Annotated in this window: 23 protein-coding genes; 7 read left to right on the plus strand and 16 right to left on the minus strand. The window is 60.5% G+C overall.

Features of this window, described 5'->3' with window-relative positions; all coding sequences use genetic code 11:
• Positions 1–23 precede the first annotated feature (23 nt).
• Positions 24–1,415, plus strand: a complete 1,392-nt coding sequence (locus KHO07_RS09610) for an FAD-dependent oxidoreductase (RefSeq protein ID WP_150735235.1) — start codon at positions 24–26, stop codon at positions 1,413–1,415.
• Between the two features lie 5 nt (positions 1,416–1,420).
• Here the strand turns inward: KHO07_RS09610 and tssI are convergent, their stop codons facing one another.
• Positions 1,421–2,836, minus strand: coding sequence for a type VI secretion system tip protein TssI/VgrG (gene tssI, locus KHO07_RS09615; protein ID WP_212627043.1), 1,416 nt, complete (start codon positions 2,834–2,836; stop codon positions 1,421–1,423).
• Positions 2,837–3,057: 221 nt separating this feature from the next.
• Between tssI and KHO07_RS09620 the strand changes: the two genes are divergently transcribed.
• Positions 3,058–3,762, plus strand: a complete 705-nt coding sequence (locus KHO07_RS09620) for a YebC/PmpR family DNA-binding transcriptional regulator (protein ID WP_008063883.1) — start codon at positions 3,058–3,060, stop codon at positions 3,760–3,762.
• Between the two features lie 70 nt (positions 3,763–3,832).
• On the opposite strand, the gene KHO07_RS09625 is transcribed toward KHO07_RS09620, so the two are convergent.
• From KHO07_RS09625 to KHO07_RS09665, 9 genes are all read right to left on the minus strand, one after another.
• Positions 3,833–5,158 (minus strand): leucine-rich repeat-containing protein kinase family protein, encoded by a 1,326-nt coding sequence (locus KHO07_RS09625; protein WP_212627044.1) that lies wholly within the window; start codon positions 5,156–5,158, stop codon positions 3,833–3,835.
• 129 nt (positions 5,159–5,287) lie between these two features.
• Positions 5,288–6,418: a cell division protein ZapE gene (gene zapE, locus KHO07_RS09630; protein ID WP_150735232.1), complete on the minus strand. Its 1,131-nt coding sequence runs from the start codon at positions 6,416–6,418 to the stop codon at positions 5,288–5,290.
• Between the two features lie 232 nt (positions 6,419–6,650).
• Positions 6,651–7,697 (minus strand): ABC transporter substrate-binding protein, encoded by a 1,047-nt coding sequence (locus tag KHO07_RS09635; RefSeq protein ID WP_150735225.1) that lies wholly within the window; start codon positions 7,695–7,697, stop codon positions 6,651–6,653.
• An 18-nt stretch (positions 7,698–7,715) separates the two neighbouring features.
• Positions 7,716–8,831: an FAD-dependent oxidoreductase gene (locus KHO07_RS09640; protein ID WP_212627045.1), complete on the minus strand. Its 1,116-nt coding sequence runs from the start codon at positions 8,829–8,831 to the stop codon at positions 7,716–7,718.
• Positions 8,828–10,183, minus strand: coding sequence for an FAD/NAD(P)-binding oxidoreductase (locus KHO07_RS09645; RefSeq protein ID WP_212627046.1), 1,356 nt, complete (start codon positions 10,181–10,183; stop codon positions 8,828–8,830). The genes KHO07_RS09640 and KHO07_RS09645 overlap by 4 nt, the downstream gene beginning before the upstream one ends.
• Positions 10,180–10,470 (minus strand): (2Fe-2S)-binding protein, encoded by a 291-nt coding sequence (locus KHO07_RS09650; RefSeq protein ID WP_075947994.1) that lies wholly within the window; start codon positions 10,468–10,470, stop codon positions 10,180–10,182. The genes KHO07_RS09645 and KHO07_RS09650 overlap by 4 nt, the downstream gene beginning before the upstream one ends.
• 7 nt (positions 10,471–10,477) lie before the next feature.
• Entirely contained in the window at positions 10,478–11,272 is a 795-nt protein-coding gene (locus KHO07_RS09655; protein WP_150735222.1) for an ABC transporter permease, read from the minus strand.
• A gap of 6 nt (positions 11,273–11,278) precedes the next feature.
• On the minus strand, positions 11,279–12,148 hold the full coding sequence (locus KHO07_RS09660; RefSeq protein ID WP_150735221.1) for an ABC transporter permease: 870 nt from the start codon (positions 12,146–12,148) through the stop codon (positions 11,279–11,281).
• Positions 12,145–13,170 carry an ABC transporter ATP-binding protein gene (locus tag KHO07_RS09665; RefSeq protein ID WP_150735220.1) on the minus strand — a complete coding sequence of 342 codons (1,026 nt, stop codon included), beginning with the start codon at positions 13,168–13,170 and terminating at the stop codon, positions 12,145–12,147. The genes KHO07_RS09660 and KHO07_RS09665 overlap by 4 nt, the downstream gene beginning before the upstream one ends.
• A gap of 245 nt (positions 13,171–13,415) precedes the next feature.
• Between KHO07_RS09665 and KHO07_RS09670 the strand changes: the two genes are divergently transcribed.
• A complete protein-coding gene (locus KHO07_RS09670; RefSeq protein ID WP_212627047.1) occupies positions 13,416–14,252 on the plus strand; it encodes an IclR family transcriptional regulator in 837 nt (278 codons plus the stop codon).
• 43 nt (positions 14,253–14,295) lie between these two features.
• On the opposite strand, the gene KHO07_RS09675 is transcribed toward KHO07_RS09670, so the two are convergent.
• Both KHO07_RS09675 and KHO07_RS09680 read right to left on the minus strand, forming a co-directional pair.
• Positions 14,296–15,048: an anti-sigma factor gene (locus KHO07_RS09675; RefSeq protein WP_150735218.1), complete on the minus strand. Its 753-nt coding sequence runs from the start codon at positions 15,046–15,048 to the stop codon at positions 14,296–14,298.
• Entirely contained in the window at positions 15,045–15,551 is a 507-nt protein-coding gene (locus KHO07_RS09680) for a sigma-70 family RNA polymerase sigma factor (protein ID WP_212627048.1), read from the minus strand. Before KHO07_RS09680 ends, KHO07_RS09675 begins: the two co-directional genes overlap by 4 nt.
• A 158-nt stretch (positions 15,552–15,709) precedes the next feature.
• Between KHO07_RS09680 and KHO07_RS09685 the strand changes: the two genes are divergently transcribed.
• The 3 genes from KHO07_RS09685 to KHO07_RS09695 all read left to right on the plus strand — a co-directional run bounded on the left by KHO07_RS09685 (position 15,710) and on the right by KHO07_RS09695 (position 19,006).
• Positions 15,710–16,795, plus strand: a complete 1,086-nt coding sequence (locus KHO07_RS09685) for a catalase family peroxidase (RefSeq protein WP_212627049.1) — start codon at positions 15,710–15,712, stop codon at positions 16,793–16,795.
• Positions 16,792–17,337 (plus strand): cytochrome b, encoded by a 546-nt coding sequence (locus KHO07_RS09690; protein ID WP_150735215.1) that lies wholly within the window; start codon positions 16,792–16,794, stop codon positions 17,335–17,337. Before KHO07_RS09685 ends, KHO07_RS09690 begins: the two co-directional genes overlap by 4 nt.
• Positions 17,338–17,500: 163 nt before the next feature.
• Positions 17,501–19,006 (plus strand): hypothetical protein, encoded by a 1,506-nt coding sequence (locus KHO07_RS09695; RefSeq protein WP_212627050.1) that lies wholly within the window; start codon positions 17,501–17,503, stop codon positions 19,004–19,006.
• 71 nt (positions 19,007–19,077) lie between these two features.
• Here KHO07_RS09695 and KHO07_RS09700 read toward each other — a convergent pair whose 3' ends face one another.
• Together KHO07_RS09700 and KHO07_RS09705 are read right to left on the minus strand one after the other, a co-directional pair.
• Positions 19,078–20,229, minus strand: coding sequence for a M14-type cytosolic carboxypeptidase (locus KHO07_RS09700; protein ID WP_212627051.1), 1,152 nt, complete (start codon positions 20,227–20,229; stop codon positions 19,078–19,080).
• A 481-nt stretch (positions 20,230–20,710) separates the two neighbouring features.
• Positions 20,711–21,052 (minus strand): DUF3077 domain-containing protein, encoded by a 342-nt coding sequence (locus KHO07_RS09705; RefSeq protein WP_150735211.1) that lies wholly within the window; start codon positions 21,050–21,052, stop codon positions 20,711–20,713.
• A gap of 129 nt (positions 21,053–21,181) precedes the next feature.
• Between KHO07_RS09705 and KHO07_RS09710 the strand changes: the two genes are divergently transcribed.
• Positions 21,182–21,820 (plus strand): XRE family transcriptional regulator, encoded by a 639-nt coding sequence (locus KHO07_RS09710; RefSeq protein ID WP_150735210.1) that lies wholly within the window; start codon positions 21,182–21,184, stop codon positions 21,818–21,820.
• A gap of 39 nt (positions 21,821–21,859) precedes the next feature.
• Here KHO07_RS09710 and KHO07_RS09715 read toward each other — a convergent pair whose 3' ends face one another.
• Positions 21,860–23,806, minus strand: a complete 1,947-nt coding sequence (locus KHO07_RS09715) for an acetyl/propionyl/methylcrotonyl-CoA carboxylase subunit alpha (protein WP_150735209.1) — start codon at positions 23,804–23,806, stop codon at positions 21,860–21,862.
• On the minus strand, positions 23,806–24,621 hold the full coding sequence (locus KHO07_RS09720; protein ID WP_212627052.1) for a gamma-carboxygeranoyl-CoA hydratase: 816 nt from the start codon (positions 24,619–24,621) through the stop codon (positions 23,806–23,808). Before KHO07_RS09720 ends, KHO07_RS09715 begins: the two co-directional genes overlap by 1 nt.
• Between the last annotated feature and the right edge of the window lies 1 nt (position 24,622).

Consider the following 24,622-nt stretch of genomic DNA (forward strand, 5'->3'; position numbering starts at 1 on the left):
GGCAACTGACCGGAGAATGACCCATGAGACCCTTTTGGCTGGACCAGGCCTTGAACGCTGATGCATCCGAAACCTGTCCGCCACTGGAAGGCGACACCCGCGCCGACGTGTGTATCGTCGGCGGCGGTTACACCGGGTTGTGGACCGCGATCATGCTCAAGGAGCAGAACCCCGAACTGGATGTGTTGCTGATCGAAGCGGATATCTGCGGCGCCGGGGCCAGTGGGCGCAACGGCGGTTGTGCGCTGTCGTGGTCGGCCAAGTATTTCACCCTGGAACGATTGTTCGGCGTTGAAGAGGCCGTGCGACTGGTCCAGGAATCCGAACGCAGCATTCATGCGATCGGCGCCTTCTGCGAGCAATACGCGGTGGACGCCGATTACCGCCTCGATGGCACGCTCTACACCGCGACCAACCGCGCCCAGGTAGGCTCCACCGATGCGGTGATCGCCGCGCTGGAGCGCAATGGCATCAACTCGTTCACCCAGCGGCCAGTGGCCGATGTGCAGCGCATGGCCGGTTCCAGCAAACACCTGGAGGGCTGGTTTTCACCGGCGGCGGCCAGCGTGCAGCCGGGCAAACTGGTACGTGGTTTGCGCCGCGTGGCCCTGCAACTGGGGGTGAAGATTCATGAAAACACCGCCATGACCGGTCTGGCAGAAGGTAAACCGGCGGGGATCGAAACCCGTCACGGCACCGTCCGCGCCGATCGCGTGGTGCTGGCAATGAACGCCTGGATGGCCCGGGCCTTCCCGCAGTTCGAACGCAGCGTGGCGATCGTTTCCAGCGACATGGCGATCACCGAGCCGCGGCCGGATTTGCTCAATGAGATCGGTTTGACCAGTGGCGTCACGGTGCTCGATTCGCGGATTTTCGTGCACTACTATCACAACACCCCGGACGGTCGAATCATGCTCGGCAAGGGCGGCAATACGTTCGCCTATGGCGGGCGCATGTTGCCGGTGTTCGATCAGCCATCGCCCTATGCCGGTTTGTTGCGAAGCAGTCTGACGGACTTCTTCCCGGCGTTTGCCGACGTCAAGGTCGAAGCGACCTGGAACGGCCCATCGGATCGCTCGGTCACCGGGCTGCCGTTCTTCGGGCAGATGAGTGCCAGCGGCAACGTGTTCTACGGTTTTGGCTACTCCGGCAGCGGCGTCGGCCCGTGCCACATGGGTGGGCAGATTCTCGCTTCGATGGTCCAGGGGCTCGACAATGCCTGGACCCGCTCACCCTTGGTCAACGGGCCGCTGGGTTTCTTTCCGCCGGAGCCGATTCGCTATCTCGGCTCGTTGATGGTGCGCAACGCGATCCGCCGCAAGGAGCGCGCCGAGGACCACGGGCATCGACCACGGCACCTGGACGTGCGTCTGGCGAAGTTTGCGGCTGCCGCCGGCAAGGCCGACAAGGGCTGATACTTCTAACGCTTGTGGTCGGTGCGATTGACCAGCCAATCGAGCAACAGACGGGTGTCGCCACGCGGCTGGGGACGAGCCGCAGGTGGCGATGGGCGTTGCCCGCCCCTTGGGCAAAACACCGGCCGGTCGGGGTCGCTGTCGAGGAAGCTGACCAGCCCGTCGCTGCCAGCCAAGGGCATCGCGGTGGCGTCGAGCCCGGCATGCGCCACCGGCAGCCAGAGACCGGCAGACGCCTCGGAATCACATGTTGACGCCGGCCACACCTCCACCTGGATTCGCCCTTGATCATCCTGGACCGCCGGTTTACCGGCCGGCCCACACACCCGCGCAGGCTGGAAGCCGGGGATGCGCGGCCGGTCTTGTTGAAGCGCCGGCCGGAATACCGTCGACCAGGGAATCGCGCTGAACTGATTGTGGTAACGACGGGGCAGACCGGGTGAATCCTGCTGCAGGATCGAATCCTGTTGCCCTTGATGCTGCGCCTGGATCACCAGCCATTGATCGTTGAACCCCGGCAGCGGATGTTCAGCCACTTGCACAATGCACCCGCTGCGCAATTGGCCGTGATTGCTCTGCCCGTGGATCTTTACCTGCTGACACCGCAGGCGCTCCAGATGCCGGCGACTCAGCTGTTCGCAATGGCGCTGTGGGTGAGCAGGGCGCGGCAAGGGCATGGCCGCTTGCGGGGAGGCGTGATTGGCGGCGCCGTCCTTGGTGTCCGGTGTACCGCGATCCCGGGCATCGACCCGTGGTGGCAACGGCAGTGAATCATGGCGCTGGAACAGCTCGCTGATCACCGGTGATTGAGCACTCGCGGACCTGTCGTTGTGAAAAGGCATCAACAACGGTGCCTGCGGAAAACTCAGGCTGTCATCGGCAAACACCAGCACATGCCCGGCGGCGCTATGTTCGAAGTGATAGTGAATGCCTTCTTCCTCGCACAGCCGTTGCAGCAGCGCGAGGTCGCTTTCCTCGTACTGAATGCAAAAAGGCCGCAGGGGATAGTGGCCATTCTCGAGTTCGAAGCGGTAGCGGTCGACGGCCAGGCCGTGGTCTTGCAGCAGTTGACCCAGGATCATCGGCACGCTGAGCTGCTGGAAAATGCGTCGCGATCTGTGCCGGTCCAGCGCCTGAAGGGCAGGCACCAGCACCAGTTTGTAACCGATTCGCTGTTGCCCGCGATGTTCGTGGCTGGCGCTGTGCAGCACACCGTGAATGCACTGATGATGGTCGATAACCAGCAGCGCCGGTTGTTGCAGCAACCGCTCAAGGGGCAAGGCCGGTGCGAGTCCGATGGCTTCGATATCGAATCGATAGGGTTGGTTGAGGGCCTCGCGGCCACTGAACTGCACCACCTGCAGACTCAAGTCGTCGTCGAGAAGTGTCAGGGTGAAGGGACTTTCCTTGTCGTTGTGCATCGAGCGCGCTTCTACCGAGGAGGACGGGTGCTGAGGGTACGAGACCACGAACGCTTATAGTCATCGCGAACCGAAGTTTCCGAATTGCCCTACAGCAGCCGTTGAAGATGTCGATGCCAGCCGCTGAGATTTTTTGGTCGATTGCCAACTTTAGGCCGTATAAACTTGGCGCCATGCGTCGGCCAATAGATGTCTCGGCGCCATAGACAAGAGAGTGAGTAATGGGCGCACAGTGGAAGGTTAAACACAAAGAAGCGGCAGCTAACGCCAAGGGCAAGATCTTCGGCAAACTGGTGAAAGAAATCACCATTGCTGCACGCAACGGTGCCGATACCGCCACCAACGCACACTTGCGTCTGGTAGTGGAACAGGCCAAGAAAGCGTCGATGCCCAAGGAAACACTGGATCGCGCCATCAAGAAAGGTGCGGGCCTGTTGGGCGAAACCGTGCAATACCATCGCGTGACTTACGAAGGGTTCGCACCGCACCAGGTGCCGTTGATCGTTGAATGCGTGACCGACAACATCAACCGCACCGTCGCTGAAATCCGCGTCGCATTCCGCAAGGGCCAATTGGGCGCTTCCGGTTCGGTGGCCTGGGACTTCAACCACGTGGGCATGATCGAAGCCTCGCCGGACACCCCGGATGCCGATCCGGAAATGGCCGCTATTGAAGCCGGCGCCCAGGATTTCGAGCCCGGTGAAGACGGCGCGACCCTGTTCCTGACCGAACCTACCGACCTTGACGCGGTCCAGAAAGCCCTGCCAGAGCAAGGCTTCACCGTGCTGTCGGCCAAACTGGGCTACCAGCCGAAGAACCCGGTCAGCGGCCTGAGCGATGAGCAGATGGCTGAAGTCGAAGCCTTCCTTGAAGGCCTCGATAACCACGATGACGTGCAGGACATGTTTGTCGGGTTGGCGGGTTAAGCCGGACTGGCTTTGACCTGACCTGTGGCGAGGGAGCAAGCTCCCTCGCCACAGATTTTTGTACGGGCTGTCAGCTGTCGGCGTCAAGTAACGCCAATGCCTGAACTACCTCATCAAACCCCGGCCGAGCCAGCACCTGCGGCTGACAGCAACGCTGCTGCAAATCTTCCAGGCGCAGACGCTCTTCTTCGCTCAACCCCGATGTAATCCGCTCCAGCAATTCTCCCAGCAGCACCCCGAACGCCCGCACTTCGATCCTTTGCAATGCGCGGCTTTCCAGGTTGTCTTGCGTGGCATGGAATGACGCCGCGCCGAAGTCTCCCAACAGGCAATCACCGTGCTCGTTGCACAAAATGTTGTGGCCATACAGGTCGCCGTGGGTGATGCCTTGCTGGTGCAGATGCCCGGCCACCGAAGCGATGCCCCGGGCGATACGCAAGGCGACAGCAGCGGTGAAGCGGGTGTCATCGGCATAGACGTCGCGGCTGCACGACGCCAGGCTCGGCAGCCCGGCGAGGTTGCGGTAACTCGGGTCGATCAGTTGCATCACCAGCCCGTCGGTTTGTTGCGGGTGATCGACAATCCGGCCTTCAACGCGAATCAGGTTGGGGTGAATGCCGGCGGTGATGCAGGCGTTCATTTCGTGCAGCGGCGAGCCATCGCTGGTCATTTCGCCTTTGTAGAGTTTGACCGCAACCGTTGCGGCAGGCCGCCCCGGTTTGGCCCACGTCGCGCGATGAATCACCCCTGAAGCGCCTTCACCCAATGTCTGTTCCAGATGCAGCTGCGACCAGGCAATGCTCGCGGTGGCTTCGAGGGCGGCGGCATCGGCTTCGGTTTCCAGCGGGTTACCGGCATAGGCCAGCCAGGTCAGGCTTGGCAGGCGCAGCAGCCATTCGGGCAACCCGGTCAGGCGGTTGGCGGCAATACGGATCAACTCAAGTCGATGGCAGTTGCGCAAACTGTCGGGCAACTGCTGCAACCGGTTGCCCGCCAGCATGAGCTTTTGCAGGTGCGGACGCTGGCCCAGTTCGCTCGGCAGTTCACTGACGTTATTGTCGGTCAGGATCAGCCAGCGCAGCAGCGGCGGCAGCGCATTTCCCGGTACGTGTTTGATGCGGTTGGCCTTGAAGCCGACCATGGTCAGCGCCGCGCATTGGCCCAGGCTAGCCGGCAGTTCGGTGAACAGGTTGTCCGAGCAGAACAACACGCGTAAACGGGTCAGGCGATGCAGGTCGTCCGGCAGGCTGCTCAAGGCATTGCCACTGAGGTTGAGCACTTCCAGCGAATCCGCCAGGTCGAAAATTTCCCGGGGGAATTCGCTCAGGTTATCGCTGAGGTCCAGGCGAGTGATGCCTGCCAGCGTTCCGGCGCGCAGTTGTGCAAGGGTGTGCATATTGGGGGGTCGCTGTAGATCGAATGAATGAGCGGCATGATAGCGGGAAAAACCCCATTGCCGGTCAGATCCCCTGTAGGAGCAAGCTTGCTCGCGATGAGGCCGGTATTGTCTGCCTGTAGCCCGGGGTCAAACCGGCTCCCGCACCTCAACCAACTGCCCCAGCCGGCTACGGGTGCGCGCCAGATCGATGGCATCACCGCCCAGGCTTTCACGCAACGAGCGCTGCCCGAGCAAAATCAAATGCTTGTCCTGATCGTACAAAACGTCCACCAGATTGATGAAACGCTGCTGCGCGGCAATCGAGCAGTCGGCGAGGTTGGGCAGTTGATCGATGATCCAGTGATCGAAGCGTCGGCACAGTTCCAGATAATCCATGACGGCCGTGGGCTGGTCGCACAGATCAGCGAAGGTAAAGCCAACGGCGCGTCCTTCGCAGTAGCGGGCGGGCAGGTGGCGAGTGCCGACAGGCAGGGCAATCGCCGGCGCATCCGTGGCCGGCACGTTCGCCGCGCGACGCTGCGCCGGTGTCGCGGGCCAGACGTACTGGCCCTGGGTGAACAACTGCTGAGCGTGGCTTCTGGCCTGACTGCGGTAGTCGTGTGGCCCGCCGACTTCCATGACCTGCATGCGCGCATTGATCAGGTCGATCACCGGTTTGAAGCGGGCATGGTAGAGCGGGTTGGGCAGCAGACCTTCCGGCGGGTAGTTGGACGTGACCAGCAGCAGGATACCGCGGCGAAACAGTGCCTTGAAGAGTCGCGTGATCAGCATGGCGTCGCCGATGTCATGGACGTGAAACTCGTCGAAACACAGCACACGGCAATCGCTCAGCAGTTCATCGAGCGTGGTGGCCAGCGCGTCCGGTTGTTCGCGATGGTTGAACATCCCTTGGTGCAGCCGGGCGAAGAATTCATGGAAATGCAGGCGCTGCTTTTGCGCCAGCGGAATGGCCTGGAAAAAGCCGTCCAGCAGCCAGCTCTTGCCACGGCCCACGGCGCCATGCAGATAAAGCCCGGGCAGATTCTTGGCCCCGGCTTCAAGCAGTGAGCGGGCGTGCTGCGCCATGCAGTCGATCACCCGTTGCTGGCTGTGACTGAGGGTGTAGCCCTGGGCGATGGCCTTGTGATGAAAGTAGTCGTGAATGACCCGGTCGTTTGCCGAGCCACTGCCGTACGCGGTCGATGCCTTACCGAAGAGGCGGCGCAACGACGGCCAGCGCGGTGTGAGTCGCGAACGGTTGGTCGGTCGAACGGCCAATGTGATGTCACCCCGTAAACTTCTGGCAGGCTCCCCGACCTGCGGCGGCATAGTTTAACCAGTCGGCTAATTTCGCTGCCAGTTGTGTCGACGAAAACCCGGGAATATTGGACAAAATATTGCGGCGTGTACAGGTTATCTCCCGTTCCTGGCGATGTCCGAACCTGTGTAGGAGCAGCCTCCTTTCACTCGACAGCTCCTACACGTTTTGCGTTACCTGCTTCAGCAATCCCTACCGTTCAATACTCCGGTTCCAGCGCGCATTCCAAGCCGGGCGCTGTTCGTTGACCTGGTCCCAATCCACCGCAATCGCCGTTTCCAGGTACTGCTTCATCGCCTCGACCTGCCCACGGGTGCGGTCGGTGGTCGGTGTGTTGGGGTTGGAAGGAATCTGATCCCCATCCTCTAGTGCTGCGGCCTGGGCTTGAGGCGTAAGCAGGAACGCGGCGAGTTTCTGTGCCAGTTCCGGTTGTGTGTTGTTGGCGATCGCACATTCGGCGACGTTGAGTACCACTGCGCCTTCCTTCGGTTGGGCGTACTCCACCGGCATGCCCTTGAGTTTGAGCGCGGTGACCTGGGTTGGCGTCAACGGGAACAACGCAGCTTCGTCGGTCTGCAGCATTTCGGAAATCTTCGCCGAGCTCGGAATGTATTCCAGCACGTTGCGCCCGACGCTGTTCGGCCAGGCTTTGAAGCCCGGGTCGACGTTGGTTTCACTGCCGCCCTGTATCCGGTTGAACATCAGGAACCCATGCAACCCGAACGTCGAAGACGCCATCGACTGGAACACCAGTTTGTCCTTGAAACGCGGGTCGGCCATGTCCATCCACGAGGTCGGCGCAGCCCAGCCTTTCTCCTTGAACAGGCGCGTGTTGTAGGCCAGCCCGGTGACGCCGAGGCTGACCGCCACAGCCTCATCCTTGATCCGCCCCTTGGCCGGAATCTGTTGCAGGGGCGGGCTGTCCTGCAGCTTGTCGCACAGGCCCATGGCGATGGCGCGGTACATGATGCCGTCGTCGAGGAACATCACGTGCATCTGCGGGTTGCCTTTGCTGGCCTGGACCTTGGCCAGGATGTCGGCAGAGGTGCCGGGCACGATGACCACTTTGACGTTGTTGGCTTTCTCGAAATCCGGCAGCACCTTGTCGGCATAGAGCCGCTCCATGGTCCCGCCGTTCATGCCCAGGTAAAGCGTCGGCTCGGCGTGGGCCTGGGTGACGGTGAGCAGGGCGCTCATGCAGGACAAACCGAGCAGAGCAGTGCGTTTGAAGTTTTTCATGGGCGCGACCTTCCTCTATCAAGCTACGGAAATGGAGTGAAAACGGTTGATCGAAAACGCATCCAGCGACGTCTTTGACGCGCCGCTACAGATGATCTCGGTGAGTGCCTGGCCCACCGCCGGACCGATCTGGAAACCGGCGCCGGCAAAGCCAAACGCATGCAGCAGACCAGCCTGGGTGCGGCTGTGGCCGATCACCGGTTGGCGATCGGGCAGGTAACCTTCGGTGCCGCTCCAGGTGCGAATCGCCTGGGCACCTTCAAGAAACGGGTAGAGCTCGACCGCCTGGCGAAGGATTTCCAGCACTGCGCTCTGGCCGGGGCGGGCGCGGGTGTTGTCCAGGGCAAAACCCTGGCCGCCGCCCAACACGCAGTTACCGCGTGCTACCTGGCGGGCATAGATACCGCCACCCTCGACACCGGTGCTGGCGTCCATCACCAACGGCAAGGGCTCCGTGACCAGCATCGCCGGGTGCCCGGAATGCATCGGCACCGGTTCGCCAAATTGTGCAGCGAGGTTGCCGGCCCAGGCGCCGGCGCAGTTCAACAACCAGGGCGCGCGCCATTCCTGACCGGTTTGCGTGCGGACGCGAAAACGCTGGCCATCATGTTCAACCGCGCTCACCGCACACTGTTCATGCACCTGCGCGCCATGCCGCCGTGCGGCCTGGGCGAACGCCGGAGACACCAGTCGCGGGTTGGCGTGCCCGTCATGCGGACAGTACGAAGCGCCTACGGCCACGTCGCCGACCCATGGAAAACGCGTGCGCAATTGCTCACGGTCGAGTATTTGCAGATCAAGGCCGAAACCCTGGCTACTGGCGGCGTAGTCTTGCAGCGCTCGCAAATCATCGACGCTGCGTGCCAGTTTCAGATGGCCGCTGCGTTGATATTCGCCGTCAATGCCGATCAATTGCGGCAACCGCGCCCAGATGGCATGGGCCCGTTGCGACAGTGGCAACTGTGACAATGGACGACCCTGTCGGCGCACGCCGCCGTAATTCACTCCGCTGGAGTGCGAACCGCAAAAATCCCTTTCCAGCAGCGCGACACGCTGACCGGCCTGGCCTAGGAACAGCGCGGCGGAAGCGCCGACGATACCGCCGCCGATGATCACTGCGTCGACGTCGATCATGCTTCGACCTCAAGGCCAAAAGGTAATGGCTTGATCGGCGCCTGCGCTCGCAACCGACCGATCTCGGACACGTCACGCTGGCTCTCGCAGGCAATGATTTCTGCCGCCGAGGCGCCACACATCCGGCCTTGGCAGCGCCCCATGCCGACCCGGCAGTGCGCCTTGACCCGATTGATTTCCCAATGGCCTTCGCGCACGACTTCACGAATATCGCCGGCACGGACTTCTTCGCAGCGGCAGACCATTACGTCATCGGCGACATCGGCAGCCCAGTGTTCGGGAAAGGCAAAGGCGCGCTCCAGCCCTTGTCGAAAATCACCGATGCGTGACAACGACTGTTCCAGTTGCACGGCGCGTTGCGGCGCGATCAGGTAGCCGATGTCTTCGAGCAGTGCTAACGCTGCGCGCTCTCCGGCCATTTCCGCCGCATCGGCGCCCATGATGCCGGCGCCGTCACCGGCCAGGTACACCTGGGCAACGCTGCTGCGTCCGGCGCTGTCACGCGTCGGCAGCCAGGCGCGGTTGAGCGGGTTCCAGGCGAATTCACAGCCGAGCAGATCGGCGAGTTGGGTTTCGCTACGCAAGCCGTGGGCGAAGGCGACGGCGTCGCAGTCCAGTTGATGTTGGCCGTTCGAGTCGGACCAACTCAGCGACTGCGCGCGCCGGTCGCCCTCGATGCGGTTCAAGGTCGCACCTTGATGCACCGGGACGCCGTGGGCGGTCAGCCAGCCTCGGTAGTAAATGCCTTTGGCCAACGTGGCGGGTTGCGCCAGCAGACCGGGCAGGGCACGTGCCTGTGCGCTGAAGGGCGAACTGTCGAGCACCGCGGCGACTTTCGCACCGGCCTTGGCGTATTGATAGGCGACGAGATACAGCAGCGGACCGCTCCCGGCGAACACCACGCGTTCACCGATGGCGCAACCCTGGAATTTCAAGGCGATCTGCGCAGCACCCAGGCTGTAGACCCCTGGCAACGTCCAGCCCGGCACCGGAAGAATCCGGTCGGTGGCGCCGGTGGCGACGATCACTTTTGAGAACGCCAGGCGTGCGGCGTGGCCGTCGTGCAAGGTATCGAGGGCGCCATCTTCGGCGTTCCACACCAGCGTTTGCGGACGGTAATCGAGCTGTTCGCACAGGGTGTCGATTGTCTGGTGCAACGCACTGGCCTTACGCGCTTCGAAGCCGTACAGCTTGACCGCTGAACGCTTGAAGTTGGCCGGCTGACGCCGATAAATCTGCCCGCCGCCACGCGCCGCTTCATCCAGCAGCACCGGACGCACGCCATGGGCTACCAGCGTTTGAGCTGCACGGATACCGGCGGGACCGGCGCCGATGATGACCACCGGTTTCATAACGATCGCCCCGGTTCGCGGTTGATCTGTTGTCCGGCTTCAAGCAGGGTCGAGCAGGCGCGCACCCGGCGGCCATCGCCCAGGCGTACCCAGCAGTCCTGACAGGCTCCCATCAGGCAGAAACCGGCGCGGGGTTCGGCGCTGAAGTCGCTGCCGCGCAAGTGTTCGCCACAGGTCAGCACCGCCGTCAGCACGGTGTCGCCGAGCAGGCCGCTGGCCGGTTGGCCGTCGAGGGTAAAATCCAGGGCCGGGCGGTCGCCTTCGGCCAGTCGTTTCAGCAGCGCCATGGCGACCTCATTGTTTACCTACCAGAACCCGATCCAGGCCATAAACCCGATCCAGCAAAATCATGGTCAGCGCCGTCAGTGCGATCACCAGCGCCGACACCGCCGCCATCATCGGATCGATGGATTCGGTGGCGTACACGTACATGCGCACCGGCAAGGTTTGCGTGGCAGGTGAGGTGACAAAGATCGACAGCGTGACCTCGTCAAAACTGTTGATGAACGCCAACAGCCAACCACCCGCCACGCCGGGCAGGATCATCGGCAGCGTGATCTGCCGGAACAGCGTGAATCGCCCGGCCCCCAGCGATTGCGCGGCATGTTCGGCACTGCGATCCAGGCCAATGGCCGAGGCCAATACCAGCCGCAACACATAGGGCGTGATCACCAGCACGTGGGCGAAGATCAGCCAGGCGAAACTGCCGTTGACACCCATCAGCGCGAACAGACGCAGCAGCGCCACCCCAAGCACCAGGTGCGGAATGATGATTGGCGACAGGAACAACCCGTTGAGAAAGTCCCGGCCGGGAAACTCAAAACGGGTAATTGCCAGCGCGGCAGGCACCGCCACCAGCGTCGCCAGCGAGGCGGCGCTGAACGCCAGGATCAGGCTGTTGTAGAACGCATCGACAAAGTCGGCACGCTCGAACACGGCACGGAACCAGCGCAGGGAAAACTCGGTGGTCGGCAGGCTCAGGGTGTTTTCCGGGGTAAAAGCCACCAGGCACACCACTACCAGCGGCGCCATCATGAACAGCACCACGAGGGTATGAAACAGCAGGGCGAAAGGACCGTTCCTGGACATGACGAATTATCCCAATGACTTCTTGTAGCGGCCTTCGATCATGCGGTTCCACGACAGCATGATCAGCAGGTTGATGAGCAGCAGAGCCACGGCAATCGCCGCGCCCATGGGCCAGTTGAGCTCCGACAGGTACTGGTCGTAGATCAGCGTGGCGACCATCTTCAGGCGCCGTCCGCCGAGCAGGCCGGGTATCGCGAAAGAGCTGGCGGCGAGGCCGAACACGATCAGGGTGCCGGACAGCACACCGGGCATGATCTGTGGCAGCACCACCTGGCGAATCACGGTGAACTGGCTGGCACCGAGCGACAGCGCAGCCTGTTCGGCGGCCGGGTCGAGTTTCTGCAAACTGGTCCAGACCGGAATGATCATGAACGGCAGCATCACGTGGACCAGTGCGATCACCACGGCGAACGGCGTATAGAGCAGTTTCACCGGCGAGCCGCCGAAGGCTTGCAGGGTCTGGTTGACCAGGCCATCGGCGCCGAGCAGCAGGCTCCAGCCAAACGCACGCACCACCACCGAAATCAACAGCGGGGTGAGAATCAGGATCAGGAAAATCGAACGCCACGGGGTGCCCATTCGGCTGAGGATGTAAGCCTCGGGAACGCCGATCAGCACGCAGAGCAGGGTGGTCAGGGCGCTGATCCACAGGGTCCGCAGGAAGATTTCATAGAAGTACGGATCACCCAGCAGGCTGCTGTAGTGTTCGACGGTGAAGGCGTTGCCGTTGATGCCGGAGCTGTAGTCGAAGACGTTGAACGACAGCACCAGCGTCAACGCCAGCGGGATGAGCAGCAGACCGACGTATAAGGCCAGGGCCGGCGCCGACAGCAGGTAGCCCTGGCGCCCCTGGCGGATGGCGGCGAGTGCACTCATGCGGTCACCTCGTCGACCGTCAGCACGCGCAGCAGTGCAGCATCCCAATCGAGGCCGACGGCCGTGCCTTCGCTCAGCGGTGCCGAGCCATCGTTGCGGCGCACCACGCAGAGTTCACCGAGAGGGGTCGCGACGCTGTAGAGCCACTGGCTGCCAAGAAAGAAGCGGCTGGCAATCTTGCCTTGCAAGCGGCCATGACCGGCATCACGCAGATCGATTTTCTCCGGGCGCAGACTGAGGGTCAGATCGCCCTCGCCACGGCTGCACACTTGAACCACACCGCTGTTGTCACGTTCGCCGGGCAGCAGATTGGCCTTGCCGACGAACCCGGAAATGAATTCGGTGCGCGGGTGTTCGTAGAGGGTGTAGGGCGCATCGATCTGGGTGATGCGTCCGGCCTGCATCACCACCACACGGTCACTGATCGACAGCGCTTCGGACTGGTCGTGGGTGACCATCAGCGTGGTGATCCCAACTTCGCGCTGGATACGACGGATCTCGAATTGCATCTCTTCGCGCAGGTTGGCGTCGAGGTTGGACAGCGGTTCATCGAGCAGCAATACCGGCGGCTGGATCACCAGCGCCCGGGCCAGGGCGACACGCTGGCGCTGGCCACCGGAAAGCTCTCGCGGGTAACGCTCGGCGTGCTGATGCAGACGAACCAGTTTCAGCACCCGATCCACTCGTTGCTGGATTTCGGCGCTCGGCACCTTGCGCATGCGCAGGCCGAAGGCGACGTTGTCCTTGACGGTCATGTGCGGGAACAGCGCGTAACTCTGGAACACTACGCCCAGGCCACGGCTCGCGGGTTTGGCGTGGGTAATGTCGCGGCCATCCAGCACGATGCGTCCGCTGGTGACGTCGACGAAGCCGGCGATCATTTGCAGGGTGGTGGTCTTGCCGCACCCGGAAGGGCCGAGCAGGGAAACGAACTCGCCTTTTTCCACCGAAAGGTCGGTGGCGACCACGGCGTCGATTTCACCGTAGCGTTTGCCGAGTTTTTCAAGTTGCACAAAAGCCATGACTGCGCCTCCACCTGAAATTGTTATGCGTCGCCCGAAGGCGCGCTTTTTTGTATGGGCAGATACGAAAGGATGTTGCGGGGTGCGTTGGCGCTCGACTTGAGTCGGCTGCCGCTGTTGTTCGAATCGCCCCTGTCTGGACGCAGATTAGGACGAAGACTAGGATGGGCTCAATGGCCTATTTCACTGAGGCGATAACTATTTTCAGTTTTATTCGATCAGTAAATTAATTGTCGAGAAACTACATGCCAGATTCCATTGAGCGGAATGATGCGAAAAATGAGGTCGGTGTCGGCGCCGTCTCAAGGCTGTTTGCGGTGCTGCGTGCCTTGGGCGATACCGTCGAAGGGGGCGAGCGGGTAACACAACTGGCCCAACACATCGGCTTGTCGCAACCGACCACCCACCGTTTGCTGCGCAGCCTGATGGACGAGGGCATGGTTGAGCAGGATGCGCGCAGCAAGCGCTACCGCCTGAGCCTGGATTTTTTCGCTCTGGCCGCCCGCGCGGGCAACAGTGGCAACTTGCGTGAACTGGTGCGACCGTCGCTGTTGCGGCTGTCGGCCTCGCTGGGCGACTCATTGTTTTTGCTGGCGCGCAGTGGTTTCGATGCGATCTGCCTGGACCGCAGTGAAGGGCCTTTTCCGATCCGTACGTTCACCGGTGACATCGGCGGCCGCGTGGCGCTGGGCGTGGGCCAGGGCAGCCTGGCGATCCTGGCGTTTCTGCCGGATGAAGAGCGGGACACGGTGATCCACTACAACCTGCCGCGGTTGAAGGATTTCCATTTGTACGACGAAGTGTTCCTGCGCTCGGAAGTCGAAAATGTACGCAAGCTCGGATATGCCGGGCGCAACACCGGGGTGTTGCAGGGCATGGCCGGGGTGGCGGTGCCGATTCTTGACCGTGAAGGGCGGGCGGTGGCGGCGTTGAGTGTGGCGACGGTGACGGACCGGCTGGGGCCCGATCGCTTGCCGACGGTGGTGGATATGCTCAAGCGCGAAGCGGCGCTGATCGGGCCGCGGATCAACCCGTTCGATCCGCTGCTGCGCAGACCTTCGCAGGTGTTTGGGCAGGGGTAAACAGCCTTGCAGGAGCCAGCAAGCCGGCTCCTGCAAGGGAGAGTCAGAATTGCGTGGTCTGTTTGAGCAACTGCGCAGCCGGCGTATCTGTCGGGCTGACCATCGCATAGTTGTAGCCGCCCCCCGACCAGTACTCAGCCTGCAAACCGCCATCGCTGCGACTGCCCCTCGGCAGCAGGTAATTTTTCGGACCCGGTGGCCGCACGTAAAAACTGATTTTCTGCCCGCCCTGATTCTCGTAGACCACCATCGCCGCCGGCCCTTGTTCAGTACTGAGCAAGCGCCCGCTGGCCGGTTTGAAGCCGGCCCCCGACAGGTCAGGCAAGCGATTGGCCTGGGTGAAATAACGGTCGAGCCAGCCCTGCATGTCGCCGTCGTCGCTGGCCTTGTAGTCGGCTGGCAAAATCCCTTGCTGGGCGATCAGGCGATAGGCCTGCAACGCATCGGTCATCGGTAGCTGAGTGCTGACAAATGCCATTTCCCGCGCTTGCCAGCCACTGAAGCCGCCGATGCTGACGGCGATCAGCAACGCGGCCGCGCTGGCCAGATGGCGTCGCGATTGGCGTTTCAGGCGTTGGCGAATCATGGCTGGATCGAGTCCCGGATTGGCCGGTTGTTGCAGCGCGCCACTCAGGGCTGCGCGCAGTTGCTGGGCATCTTGCTGCCAGGCGCGTACTTGCGCGCAAACCTGCGGATTACTTGTGAGAAAAGTCTCCACCAGACGCCGGTCGTCCTCGCTGAGTTGGTGGTCGACGTAGGCGTGCAAATCACGCTCGCTTGGGGGCATGCTGATCATTTGAGTCTCCGCAGGGCAGGGCGGGTGATGTCACCTTCACTGAGTTGGCGCAGGGCCTGCCGGGCCCGGGACAGGCGGGACATCACGGTGCCGGTGGGGACGTCGAGAATCTCGGCGACCTCTTTATAACTCAGGCCTTCCACTGACACCCACAGCAGCAATGCTCGCTGTTCAGTGGGCAGGCGGTCGAAGGCGTCCAGGGTTGATTGGGCGATCACGGTGCGCTCCACGGAAGGCTGCGCATCGTCGCGTCCGGTAAAAAACTCGAGCATTCGCGCATAGCGCTTTGTGCGTCGGTGCGCATCGAGAAATTGTCGATACAGAATCGCAAACAGCCAGGCGCGCAAATCTCCGTCGGCATGTCGGCTGCCCCAACTCGACAGCGCACGCTCCAGACTGGCTTGCACCAGATCGTCGGCGCTGCTGGCGTTGCGCGTCAGCGACAGCGCAAACCGGCGCAATCTGGGAATGATTTCTCTCAGTTGTTCGTCGATATCGTTCATGAAATTCTGACTAGTCACTACGCTTGGGACTAGGAAGACGCCCGGTACCCGAGGTTATTCCACAGCTGAAAAAATAAATACCGCACGCGGGAATAAACCTGCGCGCGGTTCGTCTGCTTGATTCTTCTCATCTGTGGCCGATGGCCCTGGAGTTATTCATGGTAGATCGATCATCACCGCCCCCCCGGCCACCCCTGAGCACTGCGAGCCTGATCTTGCGTCTGGCGGGCATCGCCGTTGTCGTCGCCGTCGCCGCCGGGGCATTCGCCTACGTCAATGGCACCTTTGACCCACAGCGCCTGACGCCGAAAAAACTGATCAATGTGCTGGAGACCAACAACGGTGTGCACCCGGGATTCCGTCGCAACCACTCCAAAGGCGTGTGCGTGATCGGTTATTTCGAGAGCAGTGGCGAGGCGCGCAGTTACTCCAGCGCCCAAGTGTTCAACGAAGCGCGGACACCGGTGGTTGGACGTTTTGCTCTGCCGGCCGGCAATCCTTATGCGCCGGATGGCGCCGTGCCGATCCGAAGCATGGCGTTGCGTTTCAATCAGGCCAACGGCCAACAGTGGCGTACCGGGATGAACAGCATGCCGGTGTTCCCGGTGGCCACGCCCGAGGCGTTCTATCAATTGCAGCAAGCCCAGTCACCGCTTCCCGCTACCGGCAAACCGGACCCCGCGGCAGTGCCGGCGTTTTTCGCTTCGCACCCGGAAGCTGCACCGTTCCTGGCCTGGATCAAGACCGCCAAGCCTTCAGCCAGTTACGTCACCGAGACCTATAACAGCGTCAACGCGTTTTATCTGGTGAACGCTGCCGGACAACGTCAGGCCGTGCGCTGGAGCATGGTGCCGGTCGCGCAAGATGCACCGGGTGCCACGGCGCCCGAGGGCAGTGATTTCCTGGAGAAAGACCTGGTCCAGCGCATCGCTGCCGGACCGCTGCGTTGGCAGTTGAACATCATCCTCGCCAACCCCGGCGATCCGGTAAACGACGCCAGCAAAGCCTGGCCTGAAGGGCGCAAAGTGTTGAACGCAGGCACCCTGGTGCTGGATAAAACCCAGCCGCAACTCAGCGGCGAATGCCGTGACATCAACTACGACCCACTGGTATTGCCCGGCGGTATCGAAGGCTCCGACGACCCACTGCTCGCCGCGCGTTCAGCCGGTTACGCCAATTCCTACCTGCGTCGCACCAGTGAAGTCAGCCAGTTGCCCGCCGCCAAACAGGAGGCCCAGCAATGAGCACACAACCGAACCACTTCGCTCCGCTGGCGCGACTGCTGCACTGGCTGATGGCGTTGATGATCATTGCCATGCTGTTCATCGGCGCGGGCATGGTCGCCTCGGTGTCTGAACGACATGAGTGGCTGATCAATCTGCACAAACCATTGGGCGTTGCGATTTTGCTGTTGGTCATCGTGCGACTGGTGGTGCGTTTCTCCACCACACAGCCGCCGCTGCCGGCAGACCTGCCGGGCTGGCAAGCGCTGGCGGCGAAGGTATCCCATGTGTTGCTGTACGCCCTGATGCTGGTCTTGCCGCTGCTGGGCTGGGCGATGATCTCGGCGTCGGGTGAACCGGTGATGCTCAGCAGTTCACTGCAGTTACCTTCGATCGTGCCGGCCAATGCGCAGGTGTTTGCGTTCCTGCGCAAAGCCCACGGCTACCTGGCATACCTGTTGTTCCTGACCGTGCTGGTGCATCTGGCGGCGGCGTTGTTTCACGGTTGGGTGCGGCGTGATGACGTGCTGAACAGCATGTTACGGGGTAAGGATCGCGGATGATTTAAACGTAATGCGAGCCGATTTTGTGCCGAAGTCGGCTCGCTGACCTGTCAACTTTGACAGTTTCGCCTTCCCGAAAAGACGCGTTCAATGCTCAAAGACTGCAGTGGCCCGGATGAGGTCAGTCGAACAGCACTGATCTTGTTATTCAGGGAGATGAATCATGTTCAAGATTGCAGGCGTACATTGTGTGCGGGGTGTTTTATTCGCCGTTTCAATTGGGGCGTTGGCTGTTCTGCTAGGCGCCTGTGCACATTCACCGATGAGTGAGAAAAGTAAACAAAAAAGTTGGGTGGTCGAGCGTGTAGATGAAAAGAGTACAGCCGAGTTGTACGAGGATTTGATAGCGCCAGCAGTTTTCGAAAGGTCAAGTTCAAAAGTGATTGATGGTTATACAGTAGAGAGCGGTAATCTACTGATGCCGGACAAGACAGTGGGGTCGTTGGTTACGGTCAGGTCTGGTAGTGGAAGTTTGACTGCGTTTATAGAGAACTCCTCAAGAAAGGGTGTGCTCGTGATTAACAGTAAAGGTGAAAGTCGTTTTACACCCTATAATTCTAAAGATTATTCAATACTAGATACAGTGCCAGGAAAGGCGTTGGAGAGAACTATCGAGCCAGCGAAAGCAGCAGATACATACGCGATTGATATGTTGATTGGGTATTCGCGCGAAGCAGTGTTGGTGGCGGGTGGTGATGCGACTTCCAATGCGTTGGCTCAGGTGGAAAGTGTGAATTTGGCATTGCGAAACTCGCTTGTTAATAATGTTTCTATGAGGCTGGCAGGGGTACAAATAATTGATACGAATTATTCAATGACAACCGCGACTCTAAGAAAATTACCAGGAATACTCTCAGTCGGGACGCAGGCATTTAGACCAGATATGCTTTTTGGTGTTTTCGCTCCCCACCCAGATGATACCGCCGCTGGATGGGGAACTCGTCCGGGCAGGGCGGCTATCGGTCATGTCAGTGAAGGTTGGATATTTCGCCACGAGATTGGACATAACTTAGGCGGTGTTCACTGCCCTGAACTGTTCGGTGGTTATAAATTTGGTTTCAATAATGGTAAATCAGGAACTATTCAATGCGGAGAAGACAGTCCTTACTATTCAACTCCGCAGGTGAAAGATGCGCATGGCCTGCCTCGAGGCAACGTAATTACTGCTGATATGTCCAGGATGTGGCGCGAATCTGGTCCGGGGTTATCTTACTATGCTCCACCTTTTGTAGGGGAGCGGATTTCATTTCAAAGCCTGAACGGCTCTACGGATTCGATTCTAGAAATCAGGATGCCTGCCAGGTACCAAGCTGGCGTTGTTGCCTTGAACAGCACTGAAGGTCCAACCGATTTGGCGCCCGCTCCAAAAGGTTATACGCGATTGACAGTGAAATTGAAAAACGATGCGGGTGACGAACAAGAGGTTAATTTACGGGCTGAGCGATTTATAGGCGGATGTGAGTGGTTTGCTATGAATGCATATGTAGCATGTCCTTTTTCAGGGAGTACTGCTAATAAGCTTTATTTCAAACTAAGCTATAACGTCGATGATAACCCGACATTGCCAGCTTCAGTTTATAACGGGGTCTTGAGACTGGAAGCTCGTAATTTACTTGGCAGTTGGAGGGCGCCTCTTGTTGTACTTATGTCAATTGCTGGTGGTCGCTAAGGTAGTTTTTGCGGGCCGCGAGGTATCAGTTGGCCTGACCTTCAAGAAGGTCAGGCCTGAAATAAGTTAATTTACCGCAGCGTATCAACCATCTCCGCCACCGTCGTCAAAACATCCTTCCCCAACTGCTTAGACCGCTTCCCTGACCACCCCGTCAACGGATTCGGATGATCATCATGATCCTTGAACGGCATTTCCAGGGTCAGTGACAGGCAATCGTATTTCTGGCCAACGCTGTTGCACGCCAGTGTCATGTTGGCCTTGCCCGGTTCGTCGCGGGTGTAGCCGTATTTGGTCTGGAAGTCCTTGGTGGTGCGCTTCAGGTGGCTGCGGAAGTGTTCTTCGAGCTTTTCGATGCGCGGGGTGTAACCCGGGTTGCCTTCGCAAGCGGCGGTGAAGACGTGCGGGATTTCTTCGTCGCCGTGCACGTCGATGAATAAATCGACGCCGTACTTTTCCATCTGCTGCTGTATGAAAAAGACTTCCGGGCTGATTTCCGGGCTGGCGTTCTGCCAGGCGCGGTTAAGGTCCTGGCCCATGGCGTTGGTGCGCAGGTGACCGTGAAAGGCGCCGTCCGGGTTCATGTTCGGCACCAGGTACAGGTCGGCGCTGGCCAGCAGTTGGTTCAGCACCGGGTCGTCGTGGTGTTCCAGGCGTTCGATGACGCCTTCCATGAACCATTCGGCCATGTGTTCGCCCGGATGTTGCTGGGCGATGATCCAGACCTTGCGCTGGCCTTCGGCGCCGGTGCCTTTGCGCAGTAACTGAATGTCGCGACCTTCGACGCTTTTGCCGGTTGCCAGCAGTTCGGTGCCGGCCTTGGTCAGCGCCTGCTCGATCAGCCAGTCGTGGCGGCCGCGGCTGTAGGGTTCGAAGTAAGCGAACCAGGCGTGGGTCTGGGAGGCTTCAAGGCAGAAGCGCAGACAGTCACCTTCAAAGATGGTGGGTACGCGGAACCAGTTGACGTGGTCGTAGGAAGCGACCGCCTGATAACCATCCCAAGCCTTGTTGTAGGAAGACTGGCTGGCATTGTTCAGGCGGAACCAATGCTCCTGGCCAACGTGCAGGCCGCTGGCTTTGAAGTGGAACCACTGGAAGTGGTTGCTTTTGGTGTCGGGGCGGATGGCCAGCAGTGGCTTGAGCGGGTCGCTAAGGTCGATGACTTGAATGTTGCCGCTGTCGAAGTTGGCGCTGATGTCGAAAGAGGATTTAGCCACGGTCATAATCGGTTCCTGAATATGATTTTTATGGCGGCTACTTTACACGCAAGATTGAGGTGAAACCGAGGGATATTGCGGGGTGGAGCGGGGGGCGTCTTCCTTGACGCGGTCGCAGCTTAGAGATTATGCGATTGATTCTCAAGTGCTATTTGCCATTAGTTTGCCCTAACGATCACAGGCTTCTCTTGCCAACAAATATTCTTTTGATATCATCCGCGCCATCGAATTTGCTGCACCTGAAGACTTCATTAGCCTGAAGCTATAAGCCAGAAAACTGGCAAAAAAAGACCCGGCAAAAAGCCGGGTCAAAAACCGTGATTAGCCTGATGAGGAGATAGTCCAGGAGACCGACCTAAGGTCCCTTGGTCCATCGACTGATCTCGCGACCAGCTGATGCAATAATAATCATTCTCGTTTGCAAGTCAAACGTTTTTATCTTGCCGATTGGAAAATTCTTTCCCGTCCTCTCTTTTTCACCTTCGCTTCAAGCGTTCTGGTGACACTCCAATGATCTGTCCACCATGGCTCTGGCCATGTCGATCATGTGCACCGCCGAAAACGCCAGGTCCCGGTTTGAACCCTGCAGATGGCTGGCTGACTCGGAAGCCGTCGCCGCAGCACATCGCAACAGGTCCGACGCATGGACCAGCGCTTCCTCACTTTTGATATTGCGATTTACGTCGAAGAAGCGCTCCACGACCTGCTCCTCTGAAACAGCTGGTTTCAAGTAATAGTCCAGTGCCCGCTGTGCAGCGGCGGAGCCTTTTGGTGAAGTGAGCGAAGTGTCGATTTGCAGATCGGGCAGGTCGTTGGCGGGTTGGTTCATGGTGATGGCAAGCTCCGTGATAGATTCAGATCCGTGAACTCATCCTAGTACGATCTGTATTTGTGACGATAAATTAAATACTACAATTTGTGTTTTGATGGCTGGAGCCTGCCACGTATCGTGCCGCACATGGATAAATGGATTGAATTGGTCAAGGCCAAGATGAGTGAACTCAAAGTCACTCAAGAGATACTCGCCGAACGCCTCGGGATGTCCCAGGGTGGCGTTGGGCATTGGCTGACAAAACGCCGTCAGCCCGGCATCGACGACATGAATCGGGTCTTGCAGGCGCTAGGCCTGGGGTTTCTCGAAGTGGCGCTGGTGATCAGGGAGCCGGGGGAGTCTCAGGACGACGAGGTTTCCCTGAAGCAAAAGTACAACCCGTACTTCCGTTACCCGGTCAGCGACTGGCGGGCAACCGGTGAGGTGCGTGATGGCGAACAGGCAGCGTACCGCTTCGAATTGTCCGACTACCACGCTCAAGGCGCGGCTTTCTGGTTGACCGTGGTGGGCGATGCGATGACCGCGCCGAACGGCCCCAGCATCGCCGAGGGCATGTTGATCCTGGTGGACCCGGATGTGGACGCCGTACCGGGCAAGCTGGTTATCGCGCAGTGGCAGGACAGCAGCGAGGCGATTTTTCGCAAGTTGATCGAAGAGGGCGGGCAGCGTTACCTGGTCCCGCTCAATCCGACGTATCCGAAAGCCCTTTACACCGGCGAGTGCCGAATCATCGGCGTGGTGGTTCAGGCAACAGCCAGGTTCTGATCAGATCGGTCCACGCAATGCGTAGGACCGATCTTCATTTCACGCGTCTTCCAGTTCGACCAACGCACTGCCTTCGCTGACCATCTCGCCTTCCTGGCAATACAGCGCCTTGATCACACCCGCGTGGGGTGCACGGATGCTGTGCTCCATCTTCATCGCTTCCAGTACCACCAATTGCGCCCCGGCTTCGACCGTTTGCCCGGCTTCCACCAACACTCGCACGATGCTGCCGTTCATGGGCGCAGTCAGGCCGCCCTGATGGCTGTGGCTGGCTTCAACGGCACTGATCGGGTCGTAGGACTCGATACGGCGCAGTTCACCGTCCCATTGCAAATACACACAATCATCACGACGGATCGCCCGCTGCTGGCGACGCACACCCTCGCGCTCGGTCAGCAGATACTCGCCCCGCAGTTGAGCGTTGATCTCGCCCAACGTCAGCGCGCGATCCTGGCCTTCGCAACTCAGGTGCAGGGTGATTTCTGCTGGCAAACCGGCGCGCAAACCGTTGCCGTTGACCCATGGCGAACTCAGGTCATCAGCTCGCGGCGCGCGACGCTGGCTCAGGGCAAATACTTGGGCGGCGGCTTGCCAGAACTCGTCGCTGAGCGGCGCTGGCGCCGGCAACAGCTGTTCCTGATAACGCGGGATGAAACCGGTATCCAGTTCCGCCTCGGCAAACGCCGGGTGACCGATGATCCGCCGCAGGAAGTTGATGTTGGTCTTGAGCCCGCCAATCGCGAATTCATCGAGCATGCTCAGCAGGCGCAGGCGCGCCTGTTCGCGATCCTCGCCCCAGGCAATCAGCTTGCCGAGCATCGGGTCGTAGAACGGCGAAATCTCATCGCCTTCTTCGACGCCGCTGTCGACGCGGCGCCCCGGCCCCTCAGCGGATTCGCGATACAAGTCCAGACACCCGGTCGCCGGCAAAAAGTCATTGGCCGGGTCTTCGGCGTACAGCCGCACTTCAATCGCATGGCCGATCAGGGGCACTTGCTCCTGGGTCATCGGTAACGCTTCGCCGCGCGCCACGCGAATCTGCCAGGCCACCAGATCGAGGCCGGTGATGGCTTCGGTGACCGGATGTTCCACTTGCAGGCGCGTGTTCATCTCCATGAAGAAGAACTCACCGCGCGCATCCAGCAAAAACTCCACGGTACCGGCACCGACATAGCCGATGGCCTGCGCCGAACGCACGGCGGCTTCACCCATGGCGCGACGCTGTTCCGGGCTCAGGCCCGGCGCCGGTGCTTCTTCAACGACTTTCTGGTGCCGACGCTGGATCGAGCAATCACGTTCGTTGAGGTACAGGCAGTTGCCATGCTGATCGGCGAACACCTGGATTTCCACGTGACGCGGTTTGAGCAGGTATTTCTCCACCAGCATCCGCGAATCGCCAAACGACGATTGCGCTTCACGCTGTGCCGAGGCCAGGGCTTCGGCCAGTTGGCTGACGTCCTCGACCACTTTCATGCCCTTGCCGCCGCCGCCCGCCGTGGCCTTGAGCAATACCGGATAGCCGATGCGCTCGCAGGCATCGCGGAACGTGTCGAGGTCTTGAGCTTCACCGTGATAACCCGGCACCAGCGGCACGCCGGCAGTTTCCATCAAGGCTTTGGCCGCGGACTTGCTGCCCATGGCGTCGATAGCCGAGGCGGGGGGGCCGAGGAAGATCAGGCCAGCCGCTTCGATAGCGCGGGCGAACCCGGCGTTCTCCGACAGAAAGCCATAGCCGGGGTGAATCGCCTGGGCGCCGCTGGCCTTGGCGGCGGCGATCAGTTTGTCGATTTGCAGATAGCTGTCGGCGGCTTTGCTGCCACCGAGGTCGACCCGAATGTCGGCTTCGCGGCTGTGGCGGGCGTCACGGTCGGTGGCGCTGTGCACGGCCACGGTGGTCAGGCCAAGGGCCTTGGCGGTGCGCATCACCCGGCAGGCGATTTCGCCACGGTTGGCCACCAGCAGGGACGTAATAACCGGTGCGCTCATCAATGCGGCTCCTTGGTGGTGGTTTCGGCTTGCCAGCTTGCTGGGCGCTTTTGCAGGAAGGCGCGCAGGCCTTCCTGGCCTTCGGGGCTGACGCGGATACGGGCGATGGCGTTTTCGGTGTAGCGGCGCAATGCCGGGGTCAGTGAGCCGTCGCCGACTTCACGCAGCAAGTCCTTGCTGGCGCGCATGGCAGCGGGGCTGTTGAGCAGCAGGCTGTCGACCCACTGATCGACTTTCTGCTCCAGCTCGGCAATCGGACAGCTCTCCGACAACAGACCCAGTTCCCGCGCCCGTTGCCCGCCAAAGCGCTCAGCGGTCAGGGCGTAGCGGCGGGTGGCGCGTTCGCCGATGGCTTGCACCACGAACGGGCTGATCACGGCCGGCGCCAGGCCGATGCGCACTTCCGACAGGCAGAACTGCGCGTCATCGGCACCGATGGCCATGTCGCAGCAACTGATCAGGCCCAACGCGCCGCCGAAGGCTGCGCCTTGCACCACTGCCAGGGTCGGGACTTTCAGTTTGGCCAGGTTGTACATCAACTCCGCCAGTTCCCGGGCGTCGTCGAGGTTGGTGTGGTAATCGAGTTCGGCCGATTGCTGCATCCAGGCCAGGTCGGCGCCGGCACTGAAATGCTTGCCGCGACCACGCACGATCAGGAAACGCAGGCTGGCATCACTCGCGACCTTGTCGAGGGCGAGGATCAGTTCGCGGATCATTTCGGCGTTGAAAGCGTTGTTCTTTTCTTCACGGCTGAGCCAGAGAGTCGCAAAACCCCGTGGGTCGGTCAGCAGTTCGAGGGTATTGAAGTCGCTCATG

The organism is Pseudomonas sp. PP3 (assembly GCF_905336995.1).
In the GTDB taxonomy this organism is placed as follows: Bacteria; Pseudomonadota; Gammaproteobacteria; order Pseudomonadales; family Pseudomonadaceae; genus Aquipseudomonas; species Aquipseudomonas reinekei.